General features: G+C 68.1%; 13 protein-coding genes. 6 read left to right on the plus strand and 7 right to left on the minus strand.

All coding sequences use genetic code 11. From position 1 onward, the window contains the following. Nucleotides 1-166 precede the first annotated feature (166 nt). From EDC02_RS42875 to EDC02_RS25405, 3 genes are all read right to left on the minus strand, one after another. Nucleotides 167-463 carry a hypothetical protein gene (locus EDC02_RS42875; protein WP_370461492.1) on the minus strand — a complete coding sequence of 99 codons (297 nt, stop codon included), beginning with the start codon at nt 461-463 and terminating at the stop codon, nt 167-169. A 157-nt stretch (nt 464-620) separates the two neighbouring features. Beyond that, nucleotides 621-2,030 carry a phosphatase PAP2 family protein gene (locus tag EDC02_RS25400; RefSeq protein ID WP_123604113.1) on the minus strand — a complete coding sequence of 470 codons (1,410 nt, stop codon included), beginning with the start codon at nt 2,028-2,030 and terminating at the stop codon, nt 621-623. Between the two features lie 423 nt (nt 2,031-2,453). Beyond that, complete coding sequence (locus EDC02_RS25405; RefSeq protein WP_123604114.1) at nt 2,454-3,617, minus strand: amidohydrolase family protein; 1,164 nt, start codon at nt 3,615-3,617, stop codon at nt 2,454-2,456. A gap of 955 nt (nt 3,618-4,572) precedes the next feature. On the opposite strand from EDC02_RS25405, the gene EDC02_RS25410 reads away from it, so the two are divergent. Next, entirely contained in the window at nt 4,573-4,866 is a 294-nt protein-coding gene (locus EDC02_RS25410; RefSeq protein ID WP_123604115.1) for a hypothetical protein, read from the plus strand. Here EDC02_RS25410 and EDC02_RS25415 read toward each other — a convergent pair. After that, nucleotides 4,863-5,528 carry a response regulator transcription factor gene (locus EDC02_RS25415; protein WP_123604116.1) on the minus strand — a complete coding sequence of 222 codons (666 nt, stop codon included), beginning with the start codon at nt 5,526-5,528 and terminating at the stop codon, nt 4,863-4,865. The two genes, EDC02_RS25410 and EDC02_RS25415, sit on opposite strands and share 4 nt — an antisense overlap. A gap of 662 nt (nt 5,529-6,190) precedes the next feature. Between EDC02_RS25415 and EDC02_RS25420 the strand changes: the two genes are divergently transcribed. Then, on the plus strand, nt 6,191-6,931 hold the full coding sequence (locus tag EDC02_RS25420) for an ABC transporter ATP-binding protein (protein WP_370461563.1): 741 nt from the start codon (nt 6,191-6,193) through the stop codon (nt 6,929-6,931). Continuing rightward, nucleotides 6,928-9,462 (plus strand): FtsX-like permease family protein, encoded by a 2,535-nt coding sequence (locus EDC02_RS25425; protein ID WP_123604118.1) that lies wholly within the window; start codon nt 6,928-6,930, stop codon nt 9,460-9,462. Before EDC02_RS25420 ends, EDC02_RS25425 begins: the two co-directional genes overlap by 4 nt. Nucleotides 9,463-9,947: 485 nt before the next feature. Here the strand turns inward: EDC02_RS25425 and smpB are convergent, their stop codons facing one another. Further along, a complete protein-coding gene (gene smpB, locus EDC02_RS25430) occupies nt 9,948-10,412 on the minus strand; it encodes an SsrA-binding protein SmpB (RefSeq protein WP_199757762.1) in 465 nt (154 codons plus the stop codon). A gap of 156 nt (nt 10,413-10,568) precedes the next feature. On the opposite strand from smpB, the gene EDC02_RS25435 reads away from it, so the two are divergent. Continuing rightward, complete coding sequence (locus EDC02_RS25435; RefSeq protein WP_123604119.1) at nt 10,569-10,982, plus strand: type II toxin-antitoxin system Phd/YefM family antitoxin; 414 nt, start codon at nt 10,569-10,571, stop codon at nt 10,980-10,982. A 737-nt stretch (nt 10,983-11,719) separates the two neighbouring features. On the opposite strand, the gene EDC02_RS25450 is transcribed toward EDC02_RS25435, so the two are convergent. Continuing rightward, the gene (locus EDC02_RS25450; RefSeq protein WP_199757763.1) at nt 11,720-12,628 is read right to left on the minus strand and encodes a cyclase family protein; all 909 of its coding nucleotides are present in this window, start codon (nt 12,626-12,628) and stop codon (nt 11,720-11,722) included. A 71-nt stretch (nt 12,629-12,699) separates the two neighbouring features. Here EDC02_RS25450 and EDC02_RS25455 point away from each other — a divergent pair, with 71 nt between their 5' ends. Next, nucleotides 12,700-13,605, plus strand: coding sequence for a LysR family transcriptional regulator (locus EDC02_RS25455; protein ID WP_123604120.1), 906 nt, complete (start codon nt 12,700-12,702; stop codon nt 13,603-13,605). A 462-nt stretch (nt 13,606-14,067) separates the two neighbouring features. On the opposite strand, the gene EDC02_RS25465 is transcribed toward EDC02_RS25455, so the two are convergent. Continuing rightward, a complete protein-coding gene (locus EDC02_RS25465) occupies nt 14,068-14,580 on the minus strand; it encodes a hypothetical protein (protein ID WP_123604121.1) in 513 nt (170 codons plus the stop codon). Nucleotides 14,581-15,589: 1,009 nt separating this feature from the next. On the opposite strand from EDC02_RS25465, the gene EDC02_RS25470 reads away from it, so the two are divergent. After that, nucleotides 15,590-15,901 carry a MerR family transcriptional regulator gene (locus EDC02_RS25470; RefSeq protein ID WP_123604122.1) on the plus strand — a complete coding sequence of 104 codons (312 nt, stop codon included), beginning with the start codon at nt 15,590-15,592 and terminating at the stop codon, nt 15,899-15,901. Nucleotides 15,902-15,967: the final 66 nt, after the last annotated feature.

Here is a 15,967-nt window from a genome sequence, read left to right on the forward strand (position 1 = left end):
TCCGATCACCAACCACGGCACCGACCAGCCGGCCAACCGACCGGCCGGCGCCTTCCCGGGCGGCGCTGCGTTGACTGCCATCACTAGCCCCCTACATACGGGTTACATCGCTCTCTCTGAGGCCTACTAGTACCGAGCGAACCTGAGGCGACCGTTAATGCGCTGCTCAGACCGGGTGACCGAACCAGGTGCCCGGCGCACGCACCAGCCCGGTGACGTCGAGGTCCTGCCCGGCAGGCAAGGTCCAGGCGACCCAGCCGTCGGGCCGGATGAGCAACGCGTCGACGTCGACCCCGTCCGTACGGACGGTTACGGTGCGCGTGCATCGGCATGCTGCGGGGGCTCGTAGAAGGGGTTGAGCCCGGTCGAGTCGCGGGCAGCCCGAGCGCTGGGTCGCTCGCGGGGAGGACTGGCCGCCGAACTGCAGCGGCCAGGACAGCGCCGACCTCTTGCGGCGCGGCACCTATCGAACAGCAGGCCGACGGCGAACCCCGATCAGCACCAGGCTGAGCGGCCAGCGGACGACGTCCCACGCGGTGCGGGTGCCGCCGCGCCAGCCGAGCGGGCGCCGCGCCCACGGTCGATCCCGTCGGTCTTGTTCCAGCTGACGGAGCGCAGCGTCACCTGCGCACCTCGGCCGGCGCCGCGCGCATGTTGGGCCGCAGCACCCACCACAGCAGGCCGACCCAGAGCGCGGTCAGGATCGCGGCGCCGAGCAGGTCGGTCGGGTGGTGCATGCCGCGGTACATCCGGGACAGCGCGACGCCGGTCGGCATGACCACCGCGAGCACCCCGGCGAGCCAGCGCCACCGGCTGTGCACCCGGCCCATGACCAGAACCGCGATCGCCACCCAGATGCACATCGTGGCGGCGATGTGCCCGGCCGGGAACGACGACGTGGGCATCGGGTCGTCGAGCTGCGCCACCGGCGGGCGGTCCCGCTGGACGGCGGCCGCGGTGCACAGGAACAAGGTGAGCCCGCCGAGCATGGTAAGCGCCACGAACACCGTTGGTCGCCACTGCCGCCACACGGCCAGCGCGATGGGGCAGAAGACCAGCGAGATGGCCAGAATGGCGTGGGTGTCGCCGGCCTTGCTCCACACCCAGCTCACGTCGTCCAGGGCGGGCGTACGGAACGCCTGCAGCCACCGGACCACGCCGTCGTCGAAACGCCCCAGCCAGGTGCCCTCGGTGTAGTTCTTCAGCAGGTAGCCGACGACGTACAGGATGCCGAACGTGAACACCCAGCCGGTCAGGATCTCGGTCGCCTTGACCCACCGGTGCGGGATCGGGCGGCTGGAGTCAGACGCCGGCTTGATCGCCTCGGCGGCCTCGGGCTCCGGGCCCTCGTCGAGCGGCACCACCGGGTATCCCGCCTCCCGCCGCCACACCCGGAACGCGTACGCCGTGACGCTCAGCCACAGCACGCCGAGCAGCCAGCCGGCCAGCACGTCGGTCAGGTAGTGCACGCCGAGCGCGATCCGGGTGACGCCGATAGCGAACACGATCAGCCCGACCGCCAAGATGAACAGCTTGCGGTAGCGCACCGCGGGCAGGAACACCAGCAGCACGGCGCCGTAGACGACCATCGAGCCGAGCGCGTGCCCGCTCGGGAAGCTGTTGCCGGACGCGGCCGCCACCGGCACCTCCACCACCGGGCGCAGCCGGCCGACCAGCGACTTCACCGACGGGACGAGCAGCAGCGCGCCGGTGGCGGTCGCCAGCAGGTAGACCGTGAGGTGAAACCGCCGGCGCACCAGCAGCAGCACCGCGGCGACGCCGACCAGCCAGAGCATGACCGGATGCCCGCCCAGCCGAGTTGTCCCGTTGAGCGCGTTCACCAGATACGACCGGGGCGACACGACCTCGTTGAGCCGCCGGACGACATCGCGGTCGACGCTCATCACCGGTTCGAGGTGCAGCTGGACGAGGAGCACCAGCAGCCCGAACCCGAGCCCGACCGCGACGACCACCAGCAGCGGCGACCACCGGCCGGCCAACCGACCGGGCTGCGCCGCTTCGACTGCCATCAACAGCCTCCCAGGTACGAGCTACATCACCAATTCGATGCCAACTTCGTACCGAGCGAATCTGAGACCACGATTAATGGACGTGCGGGCGGCGCAGGTGACGTGGTACCGCGCTCAATGTCGCCACCGGCGAGATCGTCGGCGAGTGCCGACCCTCGTGCGACGGGGCGGCGTTTCTGGCCTCCCCCCACAAGTCCGTGGCCCACACCGGGGACGCCAGGTCCACGTGATCCTGTTTCCCCTGCCGAAGAGGCGCTTTCGTCTATTTACAAGCCGGTCGGACCGCGTAGGCACATTCCTCGCACACTGTGCGACGGAGGCGTCAAGAACCGCACAGGCTGAACCCGCCAGCGATGTCAGCAACGACCTGCACCCTCAACCGGAAATAGCCGGAAAACCCGGAGCGGTTCAGGGTCAAATGCGTCAGACCTTGATGCCGAACAGATTCTCGGCATTTCGGAAGGCAATCTTTTCCTTGTCCTCACGCGGAAGATCGACCGCCCGGAACCAGTCAGTCCCTTCTTTGATGCCCGCGAAGGGATAGTCGGTTGCGAACATCACTCGATCTACGCTGATGTATTTCAGTAAGAGATGGAGCAGATTATCTTGAAAGAACGCGCTGGTTGTGAACCAGAAGTTGTCCTGAAAGTATTGCCCGAAGGGCTTCTCGAGTGAGTCTTCGGTCGGCTCGCCCATGTCTCCGACGATCCGCTCGTAATAGAAGGGAAGACCTTCGCCCATGTGGCCGATGATGACTTTCAGTTTGGGGAATCTGTCAAAAACCCCGTACGCGATCATCCGGATGCATTGGGTTAGAACCTCCTGGTGCCAGCCATATCCAGACCCACTAAAAATGTAGTCTTGGTACTCTTCCGTGTATTTGGACCGTGTGGTGCTGTAGTAGATCTGGAAGATCTCGTCAGCCGGGTAGCCGGGGTGCAGGTATATCGGCACATCGAGAGCCTCGGCACGTGCCAGAACAGGCTCGAAATCGGGATGATCGAGGTACTTCTTCGCGATGTGTCCGTTGGTCAGTGCACCCAAGAAGCCGTCTTGCTTGACCGAGCGTTCCAGTTCGTCCGCCGCCGCCTCCGGGCTCTGCAAAGGCAAGGTGGCGAAAGCCTGGAAGCGGCCCGGATAACTGGCGATTGGCCCGTCTACAAGTTGCCGATTGAGACGATAGGCAAGGTCGATACCCCGTTGCCCGGGGACGTTTTGTACGGACGGTGTATGAGCAGAGAGGATTTGAACATCGAGTCCCCCCTCGTCCATATCGCCGATGCGGCGCTCGCCTAGATCCGAAAGACCAATCTCCTCAAGGAACGCTATGTGATCCTTATTGATGGAGTTCATCTTCAACAACGTGGGAGTCGAAAAGGTCTCCTCCGTGCCGATGAACTTCAGATCTTGGTCACGAAGCGCGATGTCCTTCTCACTGAGGGAGGCTTCCGAGTCCTCTTTGTCGTCGGTGCATGCCGCGAGTGCCGTCGCGGACAATCCAACGCCAGCGCCGATTGCAGCCGCGCGAGCGATAAAGCCGCGGCGCCCAATCAACGGTTTCGCTGTGCCTTCTCCGATCAGCCTCATGCCATGTGCTCCTTTTGCTGTTTTGTGTAGTGCGGGTCGGTGAGTTCGTGGAACAGGCCGAGGAGTTCGTCCTCAAGGGTCATGACAGCTCCGTGCGGAGTTCGACGGTGCGCGGGCGTGGCGCGACATGGCCGGCCCGTTGCTGGCCAGAGGTCATGTGGTGGCGAGTGCTTCAGGACATGTCCCTTGGTTAGGAGATGCCCTTCAGCTGTGAACGAGAACGCACGGATCGCCATCCGCCAGCGGGACGCAGTCGGTACTCCTCCAGGAGCATCTGGGCCGAACCGAACCTGATCCTGTCGTGCCTCGAGCGCTCCTCAGAGGACGTCCTATGACCTAGTTTGTGTGTTATATGGTCTTGGTCGTATCGCCAGATTTAGGGTGGTTTCGCTCAGAGGCGACGACAGCAGCGAACGTTGTCACCAGCGTCATGGCGCCCCGTGGACTGTCAGGTCTCTTCGTATCCTGAACTCTAGGACCCATTCCGTCGTGTCTCGTCGTACCACGGTCGTCAATCTCGGGAGGGAGGCGGTACCGCGGTACTACTTCACCTTCACCGCGCGTACGTGAAATAGCCTCGATGATTCGCGCTTGACGCCGCCTCCTTTGGCCCGGCGGAGCGGATCATAGTTGATTGATGTGGCCTGGTTCCGGGCGTGGTGGCTGGCCGTCTGTCGCGGCGGTGGGCGTGGTCTCCTGGGTCCGCCCCTTCGGTGGGGCAGCGGTTGAGCTGGTCAGCCGGGGTCGGGGACGGCCATGATCCGGTTGAAGGCGGTGGTGATCTGTTCGGCCCAGGGCCAGGTGGTGGGGATGCGTAAGCGTGCACCGGCGACCAGGCCGAGGCAGGCAGGCCGGTGATGGCGGCACACGTTAGGTTCCGCCGATCGACCAGCCGGGAGTACTCGACCCGCCGGCTGCGCCTGTTGTCCTGCTCGCGGAGCCAGTCGAGCACGGCGTGGGTGGCCGCGCGGCCGGCTCGCACAGCGCGCACGCGGACGGGTCGTCAACTCCACCGCAGCCGCTGCGCGCCGGCTGGCGGGCCATGAAGGTCGAACTCAACCCGGGCACGCCGAACGCCAAGGTCGTGCTGGACGTGTCGCAGTTCGACTTCGACAGACGGGCGGTGACGTGGGCGGCTGCACGCGGACCCGGCAGCGGAGCGGTCGATCACGCGGAGCGGATCGGCCCGGAGCGGTGCGGCTGGGATCTACGGCCGCGCCCTCGACGGACGCGCGAGATGAAGCGCTAGTTCGGCCGGGTGAGTCTCAGGTCGTAGGCGAGGGTGACTGCCTGGATCCGGTCCCGTGCGCCGATCTTGGCGAGGACCCGTCCGACGTGGGTCTTCACCGTCGACTCCGACAGCGTGAACCGTTGCGCGATCTCGCCGTTGGTGAGGCCGTGGCCGATGGCGACGAGGATCTCGCGTTCCCGGCCGGTCAGGGAGTCCAGCCGGGGATCCTCCCGCATGGGCCCGCAGAGGTCATCGTCGAGCCGGTCGGCGAACGCGTCGAGCAGCCGCCGCGTCAGCGCCGGCGCGATCGCCGCGTCCCCGGCGGCGACGGCCCGGATGCCGGCGAGCAGTTCCTCCGGGCGGGTGTCCTTGAGCAGGAAACCGCTCGCCCCGGCCCGCAGCGCGGCGAACGCGTACCGGTCCACGTCGAATGTCGTCAGCATCAGGATCCGCGAACGCCCACCGGCGGCGACGATGCGCCGAGTGGCCTCGATACCGTCGACGCCCGGCGTGCGGATGTCCATCAACACCACGTCGGGATGCAGCTCGGTGGTCCGCCGAACGGCCTCGGCGCCGTTCTCGGCCTCGCCGACGACCTCGGTGTCGGGTGTGCTCTCCAGCAGCATGCGAAACCCGAAGCGCCGCAGCGGCTGGTCCTCCACCACGAGCACAGTGATCATGAATGGCTGCCTTCCCGGGTCGCGTGCACGATTTAGCCGCCGTCCGGTGCGGGACCGGCGCTGACCGTGCCGCCGTAGGACACGGCGCCTTCGGCCATGCCGCCGAGGCCGAGACCCGCGTCGCCCGGCGGTGTCCACTTCATACCGAGCGAACCTGAGACGACCGTTAGAACCAGTGCGTACGGTGCGCATGCCGCCGACGTCGTACTCCCACACGTCTGGGTGACCGAGGAGAACTCCCCCTCCGCCACCAGCAGGACTTGGTGCTCTGTCGCCTGGGCCTTGCCTACCGGGCGGTACCTCGACGCCACCACGCTGGTGGATGCGCCGGGCACCTGGTTCGGCCACCCGGCCTGAGCTCCGCATTAACGGTCGTCTCAGGTTCGCTCGGTAGGAAGCAGGGACAGCACGCGCCAGCTTCCGACCCAGATCACTCGCCGCGTCCGGACATCGATCCGCGCGGGGCAGGCCTGCTCGATGAGACAGCTGCGGTGCCGCCGGGCCTGTGCATGCACACCGAACCCGACCCGGAAACAACGACAAAGCCATAAAGCACCCTCGGTTCCATGGAACACCGTGTGAACCCTGACCAACCACTCATCGGAGATCTCGTGTCCTCACGTCCAGATTCAACGGTCGTCGACCGGCAGTCCGCGAGCGCGCTGTCAGCCAGTGTTGATGACGCTGCGGCCACGCTCGTCGGCGCCGTCAAGCGATACGGCTCCGGCCGGTCGGCCGTTGTCGCGCTCGACGACGTCACCATCGCGTTCCCCACCGGGAAGTTCACGGCTGTGATGGGCCCGTCGGGTTCGGGAAAGTCGACGATGATGCACTGTGCCTCCGGGCTGGATCAACTGACGTCGGGCCGCGCATTCGTCGGCAACGCCGATCTGTCGACCCTCGACGATCGCGAGTTGACCAGGCTTCGCCGAGAACGGATCGGGTTCGTGTTCCAGGCGTTCAATCTCGTGGCGACACTTACGGCCGAGGAGAACATCTGCCTGCCTATGACGTTGTCCGGGCGGCGGCCGAGTGCCGCGGTGCTCGATCAGGTCGTGTCGCTGCTGCGCCTCGGTGATCGCATGCGTCACCGGCCGACGGAGCTCTCGGGTGGGCAGCAACAACGAGTCGCGGTCGCCCGAGCGCTGGTCGCCCAGCCGCAGGTAATTTTCGCCGACGAGCCCACCGGCAATCTCGACACTCGGTCCGGCCAGGAAATCCTTCGATTCCTGCGATCAGCAGTCGATCTACATGACCAGTCGATCGTGATGGTCACGCACGATCCCAACGCCGCTGCCTGGGCGGACCGCGTCGTGTTCGTCGTCGACGGCCGAGTGCACGACGTGATGGATCACCCGTCGGCCGATTCGGTGATCGACGTGATGAAGGGTCTGGCGCGATGAGCCAGATGATGCGGAGTGCGGCTCGAAGCGTGCTCGCGAGTCGGGGTCGGTTCCTGCTGACCGGCACGGCGATCACGCTGTCGGTGGCATTCCTCGTCGCGACGCTGGTGCTGTCCGACTCGATGCGTGGCCGAGCGGCCCGTGACATCGCCGAAGCGTTGGCCGGGACGGACGCCGTGGTGCAGGGCGTCGTCCTCGGCGAGCCCGGCGGAGGGCCCGGAGACCCGGAGAGGTCGGTTCGGCGATCACTGGATCCCGACATTACCGAGCGCGTGACTACGGTCGATGGCGTCGACGGGGCCGCCTCGCAGTGGGTCGGCTTCGCGAAGCTGGTCGTCGACGGATCGTCAGTCGGAACCGGAACGGCGAGCGACGTCGGTCGCAACTGGGTCGCCGACCCGGCGCTCAACCCGTTCCGGCTCACGAGCGGGCGAGAACCGATCGAGATCGGTGAGATCGTCATCGACCGATCGCTCGCCGGTGACGCCGGCTTGGCTCCGGGTGACGTCGTACAGGTCCTGACGACGACGGGGATACACGACGCGACGATCGCCGGTGTCGCGACGATCGCGTCGGCGGACGCGGCGCCGCTGCAGCGAACGGTGCTGTTGCCCGTCGCAGCGGTGTCCGCCTGGCTCGACACTGCGGCGCCGACGGACGTGCTCGTCGACGTCGCAGAGGGCGCTGACCGCGCCGAGGTACTCGACCGCTTGTCGGCACTGACCGATGCCGAGGTCATCGACGGGCCCGACCACATCCGGACGATGCAGGACGCCGCGACGTCACCGCTGCAGTTCCTGACCGTGTTCCTCCTGGCCTTCGCCGTGGTCGCGGTGGTGATCGGTGTCACGATCATCTTCAACACGTTCGCGCTCACCGTCGCCCGCCGCCGACGGGAGTCGGCGCTACTACGCGCGATCGGTGCGCAACGACGCCAACTGCTCGGCGCGGTGGTGATCGAGGCGGCGATCGTCGGGACGATCGCCACGCTCGTCGGCCTTGTGTGCGGGGTCGCGGGAGTGGGCGCGCTGCGCTGGCTCGTCGGACTCGCCGGGGTCACGTTGCTCACCGGGCCATCGATCGTGAGCACGACCTCGATCGCGGTCGCCGCGACCGTCGGTATCGGCGCGACGATCCTTTCGGCATGGATCCCGGCTCGCCGCGCGGCGGCGACGCCGCCGATCGAGGCGCTGCGCGAGAGCGCGGCGGAACCCCGGGTCGTGAGCCCGGCGCGAACGGCGAGCGGGCTCGTGCTCGCCGCGGTGGCGATCGCTGGAGGAGCTGTGGCTGTGGTGCGCTCGAACGCGACGTGGGTCATGCTCGTCGCTGCCATCGTCCCGGCGCTCGTGCTGTGCGGCCCGGCGATCGTGACCGCCACATCTCGTGGGAGCACTCGGGTGGCCCGCCGCGTCGCCGGTGTGTGTGGCTCAATCGCAGCGGGCAACCTGGCTGCGAGCCCTCGTCGATCGGCGTCAACGGCCCTCGCGCTCATGCTCGGCACCGCGATGGTGACGATGTTCGCGGTCTTCGCGAGCTCACTGACGAGTGCGGTCGGGACGGACGTTCGGGACGGACTGCAGGCGGACCTGGTGGTCACGTCGGCGACCGCCGACTTCCCGACGATCGACCCCACCCTGGCCGGCCGGATCGCAGAGCTGCCCGACGTCGACGCAGTCGCTGCGCTGGCCGTCACCGAAGGGATCGTGGCAGGCAAAGCCGAGGCGATCGGCGGCATCGACCCGACTGCGCTGCCCAGCATGTTCGACCTCGACCCGATCGCCGGCGACCTCGCCGACCTGAACGCGGGGGGCGTGGCCGTGGTCGGCGACGACCCGACGCTGCTCGGCGGCAACCTCGTGATCGAGTTCGAACGCTCGACACTCGAGGCGCCGATCGTCGCCGTGGTCCCGAGGAGCACCGGCGGTTTCGAAGCCCCTTTGTACTTCGTCGACCGTCAGACACTCGACACCCTGGTCGGTCGCCTGCTCGACGCTCGGTTGTTCGTCGACCTCGCCGACGGAGCGGTCGCAGACGCCGACGAGGACGTGAGGGCGCTGGTCCGAGCCACGCCTGGGTCGTTCTTCGAGACTCGGGCGGAACACGTCGCCAACAGCGGGAGCGGAATCGCCGCGTTCCGGAACTTCATCGACGGGATGCTCCTCCTCGCGGGCTTCATCGCGCTCCTCGGAGTCGCCAACACCACGGCGCTCGCGATCAATGAACGCTCCGGAGAGCTCGGGCTGCTGCGAGCCGTCGGCGCGACTCGCCGCGAGCTGCGTCGAATCGTGCGGCTCGAGGTGGCACTCCTGTCGTTCGTGGCAGCATCGATCGGTATCGCCGTCGCAGTCGGTCTCGGCTGGGCGCTGATCGACGTCGCCGGTGGCACGGAGATCCCATCCGTCGTCGTACCGTGGCCCCGCCTCGCCGCAACGCTCGTCATCGCGGTCGCAGCCGGCCTCGCCGCCGCGGCGTGGCCCGCGTTCCGGGTCTCCCGGGTACCCGTGCTCGAGCTGGCGAGCCGGGACCGCTGATTCAAGGGTCTCCGCACCGGTCGCCGCCACAGCGCGTACAGCGGCGTGTTGGCGTCGGTCTCGTCTCACGGCCGAGGCTGTCCCGGGTCGGCGGCGGGTACGCTTTTTCATCCCTTGCGGTCGATTGGGTGCTCGGTGCGTACTCGTGCGACGAGCACCACTCACGGCCGGACCAGTCCGGCCGTGAGTGGTCGCGTCCGGCCGGGTTTCGATCGTGGCGGAGTGGCCAGCGGTCCGGGTCCGGATACCCGGACGGCTATGCCGTTTCGCGTAGACCGAGTTCCTCACCACCCAGGCCAAAGGCACCCTGGCCTGCGACTTCCTACACGTCGACACCATCCAGCGCTACCGGACCGTGGCATCCAGCGCCCCGTTGGCCAAGGGGCCGACGGCCTACTCACCAACGGCGACAGCGTGGTGGTTGCCGCCAAGGTGGCTTGGGTTGAGCACCGAAAATACTCGCTGACTGCGGTCGGCGTGGGTGGTCAGCCCTGGTGGCGGGGCCTGCCCTTGAGTCGACGGCTGAACTCCCGGGCGATCTCCCGGTCCGCCTCCCGTTCGGCGATGGCCTGCCGCTTGTCGAAACTGCGCCGGCCCCTCGCGAGGCCGAATTCGACCTTCGCCCAACCCTTCTCGAAGTACAGCGACAGCGGTACGAGCGTCAGGCCGCCCTCTCGGAGGCGTTCCAGGATCCGATCGATTTCCACCCGACGCAGGAGCAGCTTTCGGGTACGCCGGGGCTGGTGGTTCGTCCAACTCCCGAAGCCGTACTCGGCGATGTGCAGCCCGTGCAGCATGATTTCGCGGTCCCCTTGCTGCGCGAAGGCGTCCACCAGCGACACCCGACCGGCCCGCACCGACTTCACCTCGGTGCCGACCAGGACTATCCCCGCCTCGTAGGTGCGCAGGATCTGGTAGTCGTGCCGCGCCCTCTTGTTAGTGGCCACCATCAGGTGACCGCTCTCGCCAGACCTACCCATGGAAACCATCACCTCGCTGCGGCGCTTCCTCACAAGGGTATCGGGGCGCGGTGTGCAGCGGGCTCGACGCAAGAATCCGGACCCGGGTACGCATCGAATGTCGTACCCGGCGGGCACCATGACCGTATGGCTGCCCCCGCCCTGGATCCGGAGCACGTCCGGCCGCAAGCCCTGTCGTTGCGTGAGGCCCGCACCCGGCTGGCCCAACTCGTCGCGCTCGCCGAGTTGACCGACACCGTCACGGTGATCGAGCACGACCGCGACGCCCGCCCCGTCGCCGCCATCGTGCCGGCGGCCGCCGCGCGGAGCGTCGCGCAGGCACGCGCCGATGCGGGACGGATCGCCGAGGTCACCGCCGGCTGGGCGCACCGGTTGGAGCAGACGCGACAGCGCAGCGCCCGCCAGCACGCCAACAACCTGCGGGTGCTGACCGACGCCCTCGCCGAGGTCTGGGCCGAGCTTGACCGGCGGATCCCGTCGGCCAGCGACCCGGCGCTGGCGCGGCTGCGGGCCGCGCACATGGACCTGCTGCGGCGCTGAACGCGCTGGCGGGGTCGCTGGGCGGGCCGGTCTGTCCTATGGGAAAAGATGCGGCCATGCCCAGAATCAGACACGAGCCGTCGCTTGACCAGCACGGACGGGACCGTCGGCACCCGCAGTGTTCGCCCAGTTCCCGGCCGCGCGGGGCCTTGCCATCGACATGTGCGGGCGGACTCGGCGGTTCGTAGCAGCCGTTGACTCTTGACACTCCCCGCCGGTGGCCGGAAGACACGGCTGGGGTACCGCCGTATTCACGGCGAACTGCTCGTGCTGGGCGTCAAGGTCGCCGTCTCGACCGTCAGGAGATCCTGAGAGACGCCGGCGTCGATCCGGCTCCCGAGCGCGCCCATGCCACCTGGGCGGCGTTCCCGCGTTCCCAGGGCGGACTTCTTCGAGACCACGACGGTGACCGGCGCCCGTTTGTACGTCCTGGCCGCTATCGAACACGCCAGTCGACGGATCCGGACTCTCGGCGTTACCGCTCATCCGACCGCCGCCTGGGTGACCCACGCCACCACGCAATGCGGTGAGGCCGATGCCTAGCCAGATGAGGTTGAGCGCGGTCGACGGCCATGCCTGGTGAAACGCGCCGTTGACTGCGAGCCCGCCGGCACCTGCGAGATTGAGCAGGTGGTACCACATCCCCACAGCGAGCCGTCCGCTGGACAGCCGGGCGTAGGCGAGCAGGAGGCAGGCTGCGCCGACCCAGCCGATGGCGTCGGTGGCAAGCATCGCCATTACCGCGGCACGATGGCGTAGGCCCGCACTGGGAACGTGCCGAAGCCGCGTACCCGCGGCGGTGCCGCGTGGAGGCGGGCCCCGGTGGCGGGAAGGTCGGCCAGGCCGGTGAGGTGTTCGAGCACCGGCACACCGGCGTCGAGCAGGATTGAGTGGGCCGGTCGCTGCCCGCCGCTGTACATGTCATCGATGTTGACGCTGTCGATGCCGACGAGCCGGGCGCCAGCGTCGGCAAGCAGCTTGGCGGCCGGCTCGGTGAGGTACGGGGCAGGATCCCCGTACGCCTCGCTGCCCCAATGCCGGTCCCAGCCGGTGTGTAACAGCACCGCGGCACCGGCTAGGTCCAATGCTGCCAGCGCCTGCGGCCCGATGCCGCGCTGGTCGAGATCGACGAGGCGCACCACGACCGTAGGCAGGTCTGCGACCGTCTCCAGCGGCAGGGCGGCTAGGTCGGCTCCGTCTGCATAGCGGTGGTAGGGGCTGTCGAGGTAGGTGCCCGTGTTGCCGACCATGCTGATGAGGTCGATGGCGAACTCGACGCCCGGCGCGTAGCGAGTGCGGGAATCCTCGCGGGTGAGGTGTGGAGTGATCTCTGGTCCCGGTAGGCCAGGATACGTCGTCATGCCCGCCTCGATCACGTGGTTGAGCTCCACCAGGCGGCCTGGCGACGCTGGCGTAGCGGTCGTGGGCACGTCACGCGAGCCCTTGTCCGGCTCACGCACCACCCGTAGTCGGCTGATGCGCACCTGGTCGACCATCAACAGGCCGAGGTGGCCAATGAGCAGGTTGGCGAGTTCGTTCTCAGCGATGTCGGCGGCCGGCAGGTCGAGCCGGAACCCCTGCGTCTGCAAGCCACCACCGTTGAGGAAGGTCACCTCGGCGTCGAACACTGCGCGGTATTCGGTCATGTGGCCATGCTCCGCCAGCCTGGTGTTCAGCGGAAGTGACGGTTTCTGTATGCCGTATGTAGAATTTCTGAATGCAGATTGATCCGCGGCGTCTGGCCGTCCTCGGAGCCGTGGCCAACGCGGGCGGGGTTCTCGCGGCTGCCACGGTGCTGCACCTGACCCCGTCGGCAGTGTCCCAGCACATCGCCCGCCTGGAAGCCGAGACCGGCGTGACACTGCTCGACCGGTCGCGGCTCGGTGGGCGGCGGGCCGCCGGTCTCACCCCGGCCGGACGGCTCCTCGCCGCGCACGCCACGCGCCTCGCTGAGACCCTCGCCACCGCCGAGCGGGAACTCGCCGCGCTGACCGGACAGGTGACGGGGCCCGTCAGCGTCGGGGCCTTACCGACAGCGATCCGGCACCTGGTAGCGCCGGCAGCCGCCGTGGTGGCCGCGACGAACCCGAACGTCGAGGTCCGTATCCGCCAACTTGAACGCGAGCCCGGCCTGGCGGCGCTGCAGGCCGGCGGACTCGACCTACTGATCATGGATGCTGGCCCGATCGATCCGCCCGCGAACCAGCCCGGTCTGCGTGCGATACGACTGCGTGACGATCCTTTCCAGATCGTCTTTCCCGAGCAGTGGGCTCCGGTGGCCGGCATCGAAGCCCTGCTGACCCGGCCCTGGGTCGACGGGCCGCCGGGCTCCGCGTCGCACCGGGCGCTCAACCGGATCGCCGCCCGCTACGACGCCGTACTCGACCGTGTACACGAGTGCCTGGAGTTCCCCGCCACGCTCGCCGTCGTTGCAGCCGGGCTCGCAGCGGCCGTGGTCCCCACGCTCGCCCTGCAGATCCACAAACTGACCGCCATCGAGGCGCTCCACGAGCCCTACGTCGGAGCCCGCCGAATCGACATGGTCCACAGGCACGGCCGGCACGAGCCGAGCCCCGCTACAGAACTGGTCGCCCAGGCGATTTTCACCCAGGAAAACCAGTGACAGCGGCGACCGCAGAGCAGTCGTTCCTGCGCCAGTGGTTCGTCGACCGCGACCGATACGACGCCGCATGGCACGAGGGGTGACCGGAAGGTGCCGACAGTCCCGTCCGCGCTGGTCAAGCGACGTTCTCGTATTCGTGTAGAGTCCGCCGAGTCGGTCGTGCCACGAACGTGTAGACGGTTCAGCGCTGCGGGATCGGTGAGCGGTTCGGGTAGCGGTTGCAGAGGTCGGGCGTTGGCGATGCGGCGATGCGGGCGGTGCCGGTTGTGATGTCGTTCGTACTCGCGCAGGGCGCGTATCAGGTGGGCTTGGTTCCAGGTCAGCGCCCGGTCGAGTAGTTCATGCCGGCAGGCTCTCGCCATGCAGCTACCGCTGCAGAACGGCGGCTGTGGACGAGGGGCCGACGTGGACGGACAACGGCCCGTCCACGTCGGGCAATGGCTGCGGATTTGTCGCCCTGTCCTAGTCGTCGCTGTCCGTGGCGGGCACCGTCGGTGGTGAGGACTCGGCTGCTGGCTCCCGCCCGGCCAGCTTCTCCCGGGCCTTGGCTGCGGCGTCCTGAGCGGCCGCTGTAGCGGTGCGTGCGGCCGCGCTGGCCCGTTCTGCGACCGTCACAGCGGCGGAGCGGGCCTTGTCAGCCACCGCCGAGGGCGGGTCGTCCGGCTGCGCCGTTGCGGCCGAGTCATGAGGGTGTGGCCGCCGGTTCAGCGTAGCCGCCGCGACCGCGCCGATGATCACCCCGGCGGCCAAGCCGATGCCGGCCCACCGCCACCGCGAGTTCGGCAGTTCGCCGCGCAGGGCGAGCCGTGCCAGCGCGGCTCGGTCCCGGGCCAGCGACCCCCGCGCTCGGGACGTGTCCCCGACCTGTCTCGCGGCTTCCTGAGTGGCGGTCAACAGGTGCTCCCACGCCGCCGACAGTTCGGTGCGAGCGCGCTGCGGATAGTGGGCGGGACTTCGATCAGACAGGTTAATCATGCTGCCACCTTCCGTTGCCGGAACTGCGTACGACGACCGTCTTAGCCGACCCGAGTACACACCAGCGCCAGCCGGTGCGCCAGCCCCAACCCGTCGCATCCGACCGAGGATCCCTGCGCAGCCGGCGCCTGAGTCGCCGCCGATACCCATGGCGGGCGCCACCAGCTGCTGATCCGCCGCCACCGCAGAACCGGCGAGCTGGCCCTCTACCGCTGCTGGGCACCCGTCACCGGATCGAAGCCCAGCCGGCGACGTCGGTACCGGTCCTCGGAGCGACGACTCCGTCGGTACGGCCCGCGTGCTCATGATCAACAGCGGAGGGTTCGCGGCGCCGGTAACCACTCACCCTGGTCAGCGTCCCGCCCATGCAGGCAAGACACGGGTCCCAGGAAACGCCGTCCGGTGACTGGTCCGAGCCGTGCCCGCCGTACGGCGGGAGAACGCCACCACCAGCGCCGCCAGGTCGAAAACCCACAGCCATCGACACAAGCTGATGACCGCATCGTCGTCGAGGCTGCAGGTGGTCGGAAGCTTGACCGCAATCCAGACACCGTCGCCCGGCAGTCGCCTGACCGCGTCGCGGCACGAGTGCGCACGGCGGACGTCTCACCGCCGCCCAAGGCAGCGCAGGCAGGGCCGATGCAGGTTCGGGGCTCCGCCTGATGTGGGACAGATCCGCCGCACGTGTACGGGGTCGTGAAGTTGCGTGGGCCCCGACACCGGCGGTCAGTGCCAGGTAAAGGCAACAGAGGAAAGGGAGGGCGGTACGCCGTTGGATCGCCCGCCGGCAGGACGTAGTCGCAGTCCTGCCGCGGACACCGTAGTCCCATCGAACGTGAGGTGGTGGTCTCCGGTCACGCTTATGCGATCCTCGCATCCCCTGTCGCAGATGGCGGCACGGTGCGGAAGCGAGAACCCGACGAACCTGTCGGTAGATGGTGTATTCAACCCGTAACCCTGGGCCCCGGCGCGCTCTGCGCCGGGGCCCTCGTTCATGAAAGAGGTATGCATGGCCCCACCCGACGACATGCTCGACGACGACGACTACCCCGCCTACACCATGGGCCGAGCCGCCGAGATCGTAGGCACCTCGCAGGACTTCCTGCGCCGCCTCGACGAAGCGAAACTGATCATCCCGTTCCGCTCCCCCGGCGGGCACCGCCGCTACTCCCGCTACCAACTGCGCCTGGCCGCACGAGCCCGGGAGATGGTCGACCACGGCACCGCCCTCGAAGCCGCCTGCCGGATCATCGTCCTCGAAGACCAACTCGAGGAAGCCCTCCAGCACAACCAGCGCCGCCAGCAAGCCGGCACCGCCTGACCCCACGCCCTCACGGTCCTTCTCCCCCACGAGAGGGACCGTCGGTCGTACCCGGATTCCCTCGCC

It is taken from the genome of Micromonospora sp. Llam0, assembly GCF_003751085.1.
Classification (GTDB): Bacteria; Actinomycetota; Actinomycetes; order Mycobacteriales; family Micromonosporaceae; genus Micromonospora_E.

What these genes read in the sequence shown, in the direction of transcription:
- EDC02_RS25400 (WP_123604113.1), bottom strand. Translation starts at nt 2,030, where the DNA reads ATGGCAGTCGAAGCGGCGCAGCCCGGTCGGTTGGCCGGCCGGTGGTCG.
- EDC02_RS25405 (WP_123604114.1), bottom strand. Translation starts at nt 3,617, where the DNA reads ATGAGGCTGATCGGAGAAGGCACAGCGAAACCGTTGATTGGGCGCCGC.
- EDC02_RS25415 (WP_123604116.1), bottom strand. Translation starts at nt 5,528, where the DNA reads ATGATCACTGTGCTCGTGGTGGAGGACCAGCCGCTGCGGCGCTTCGGG.
- EDC02_RS25425 (WP_123604118.1), top strand. Translation starts at nt 6,928, where the DNA reads ATGAGCCAGATGATGCGGAGTGCGGCTCGAAGCGTGCTCGCGAGTCGG.
- smpB (WP_199757762.1), bottom strand. Translation starts at nt 10,412, where the DNA reads ATGGTGGCCACTAACAAGAGGGCGCGGCACGACTACCAGATCCTGCGC.
- EDC02_RS25435 (WP_123604119.1), top strand. Translation starts at nt 10,569, where the DNA reads ATGGCTGCCCCCGCCCTGGATCCGGAGCACGTCCGGCCGCAAGCCCTG.
- EDC02_RS25450 (WP_199757763.1), bottom strand. Translation starts at nt 12,628, where the DNA reads ATGACCGAATACCGCGCAGTGTTCGACGCCGAGGTGACCTTCCTCAAC.
- EDC02_RS25455 (WP_123604120.1), top strand. Translation starts at nt 12,700, where the DNA reads ATGCAGATTGATCCGCGGCGTCTGGCCGTCCTCGGAGCCGTGGCCAAC.
- EDC02_RS25465 (WP_123604121.1), bottom strand. Translation starts at nt 14,580, where the DNA reads ATGATTAACCTGTCTGATCGAAGTCCCGCCCACTATCCGCAGCGCGCT.
- EDC02_RS25470 (WP_123604122.1), top strand. Translation starts at nt 15,590, where the DNA reads ATGGCCCCACCCGACGACATGCTCGACGACGACGACTACCCCGCCTAC.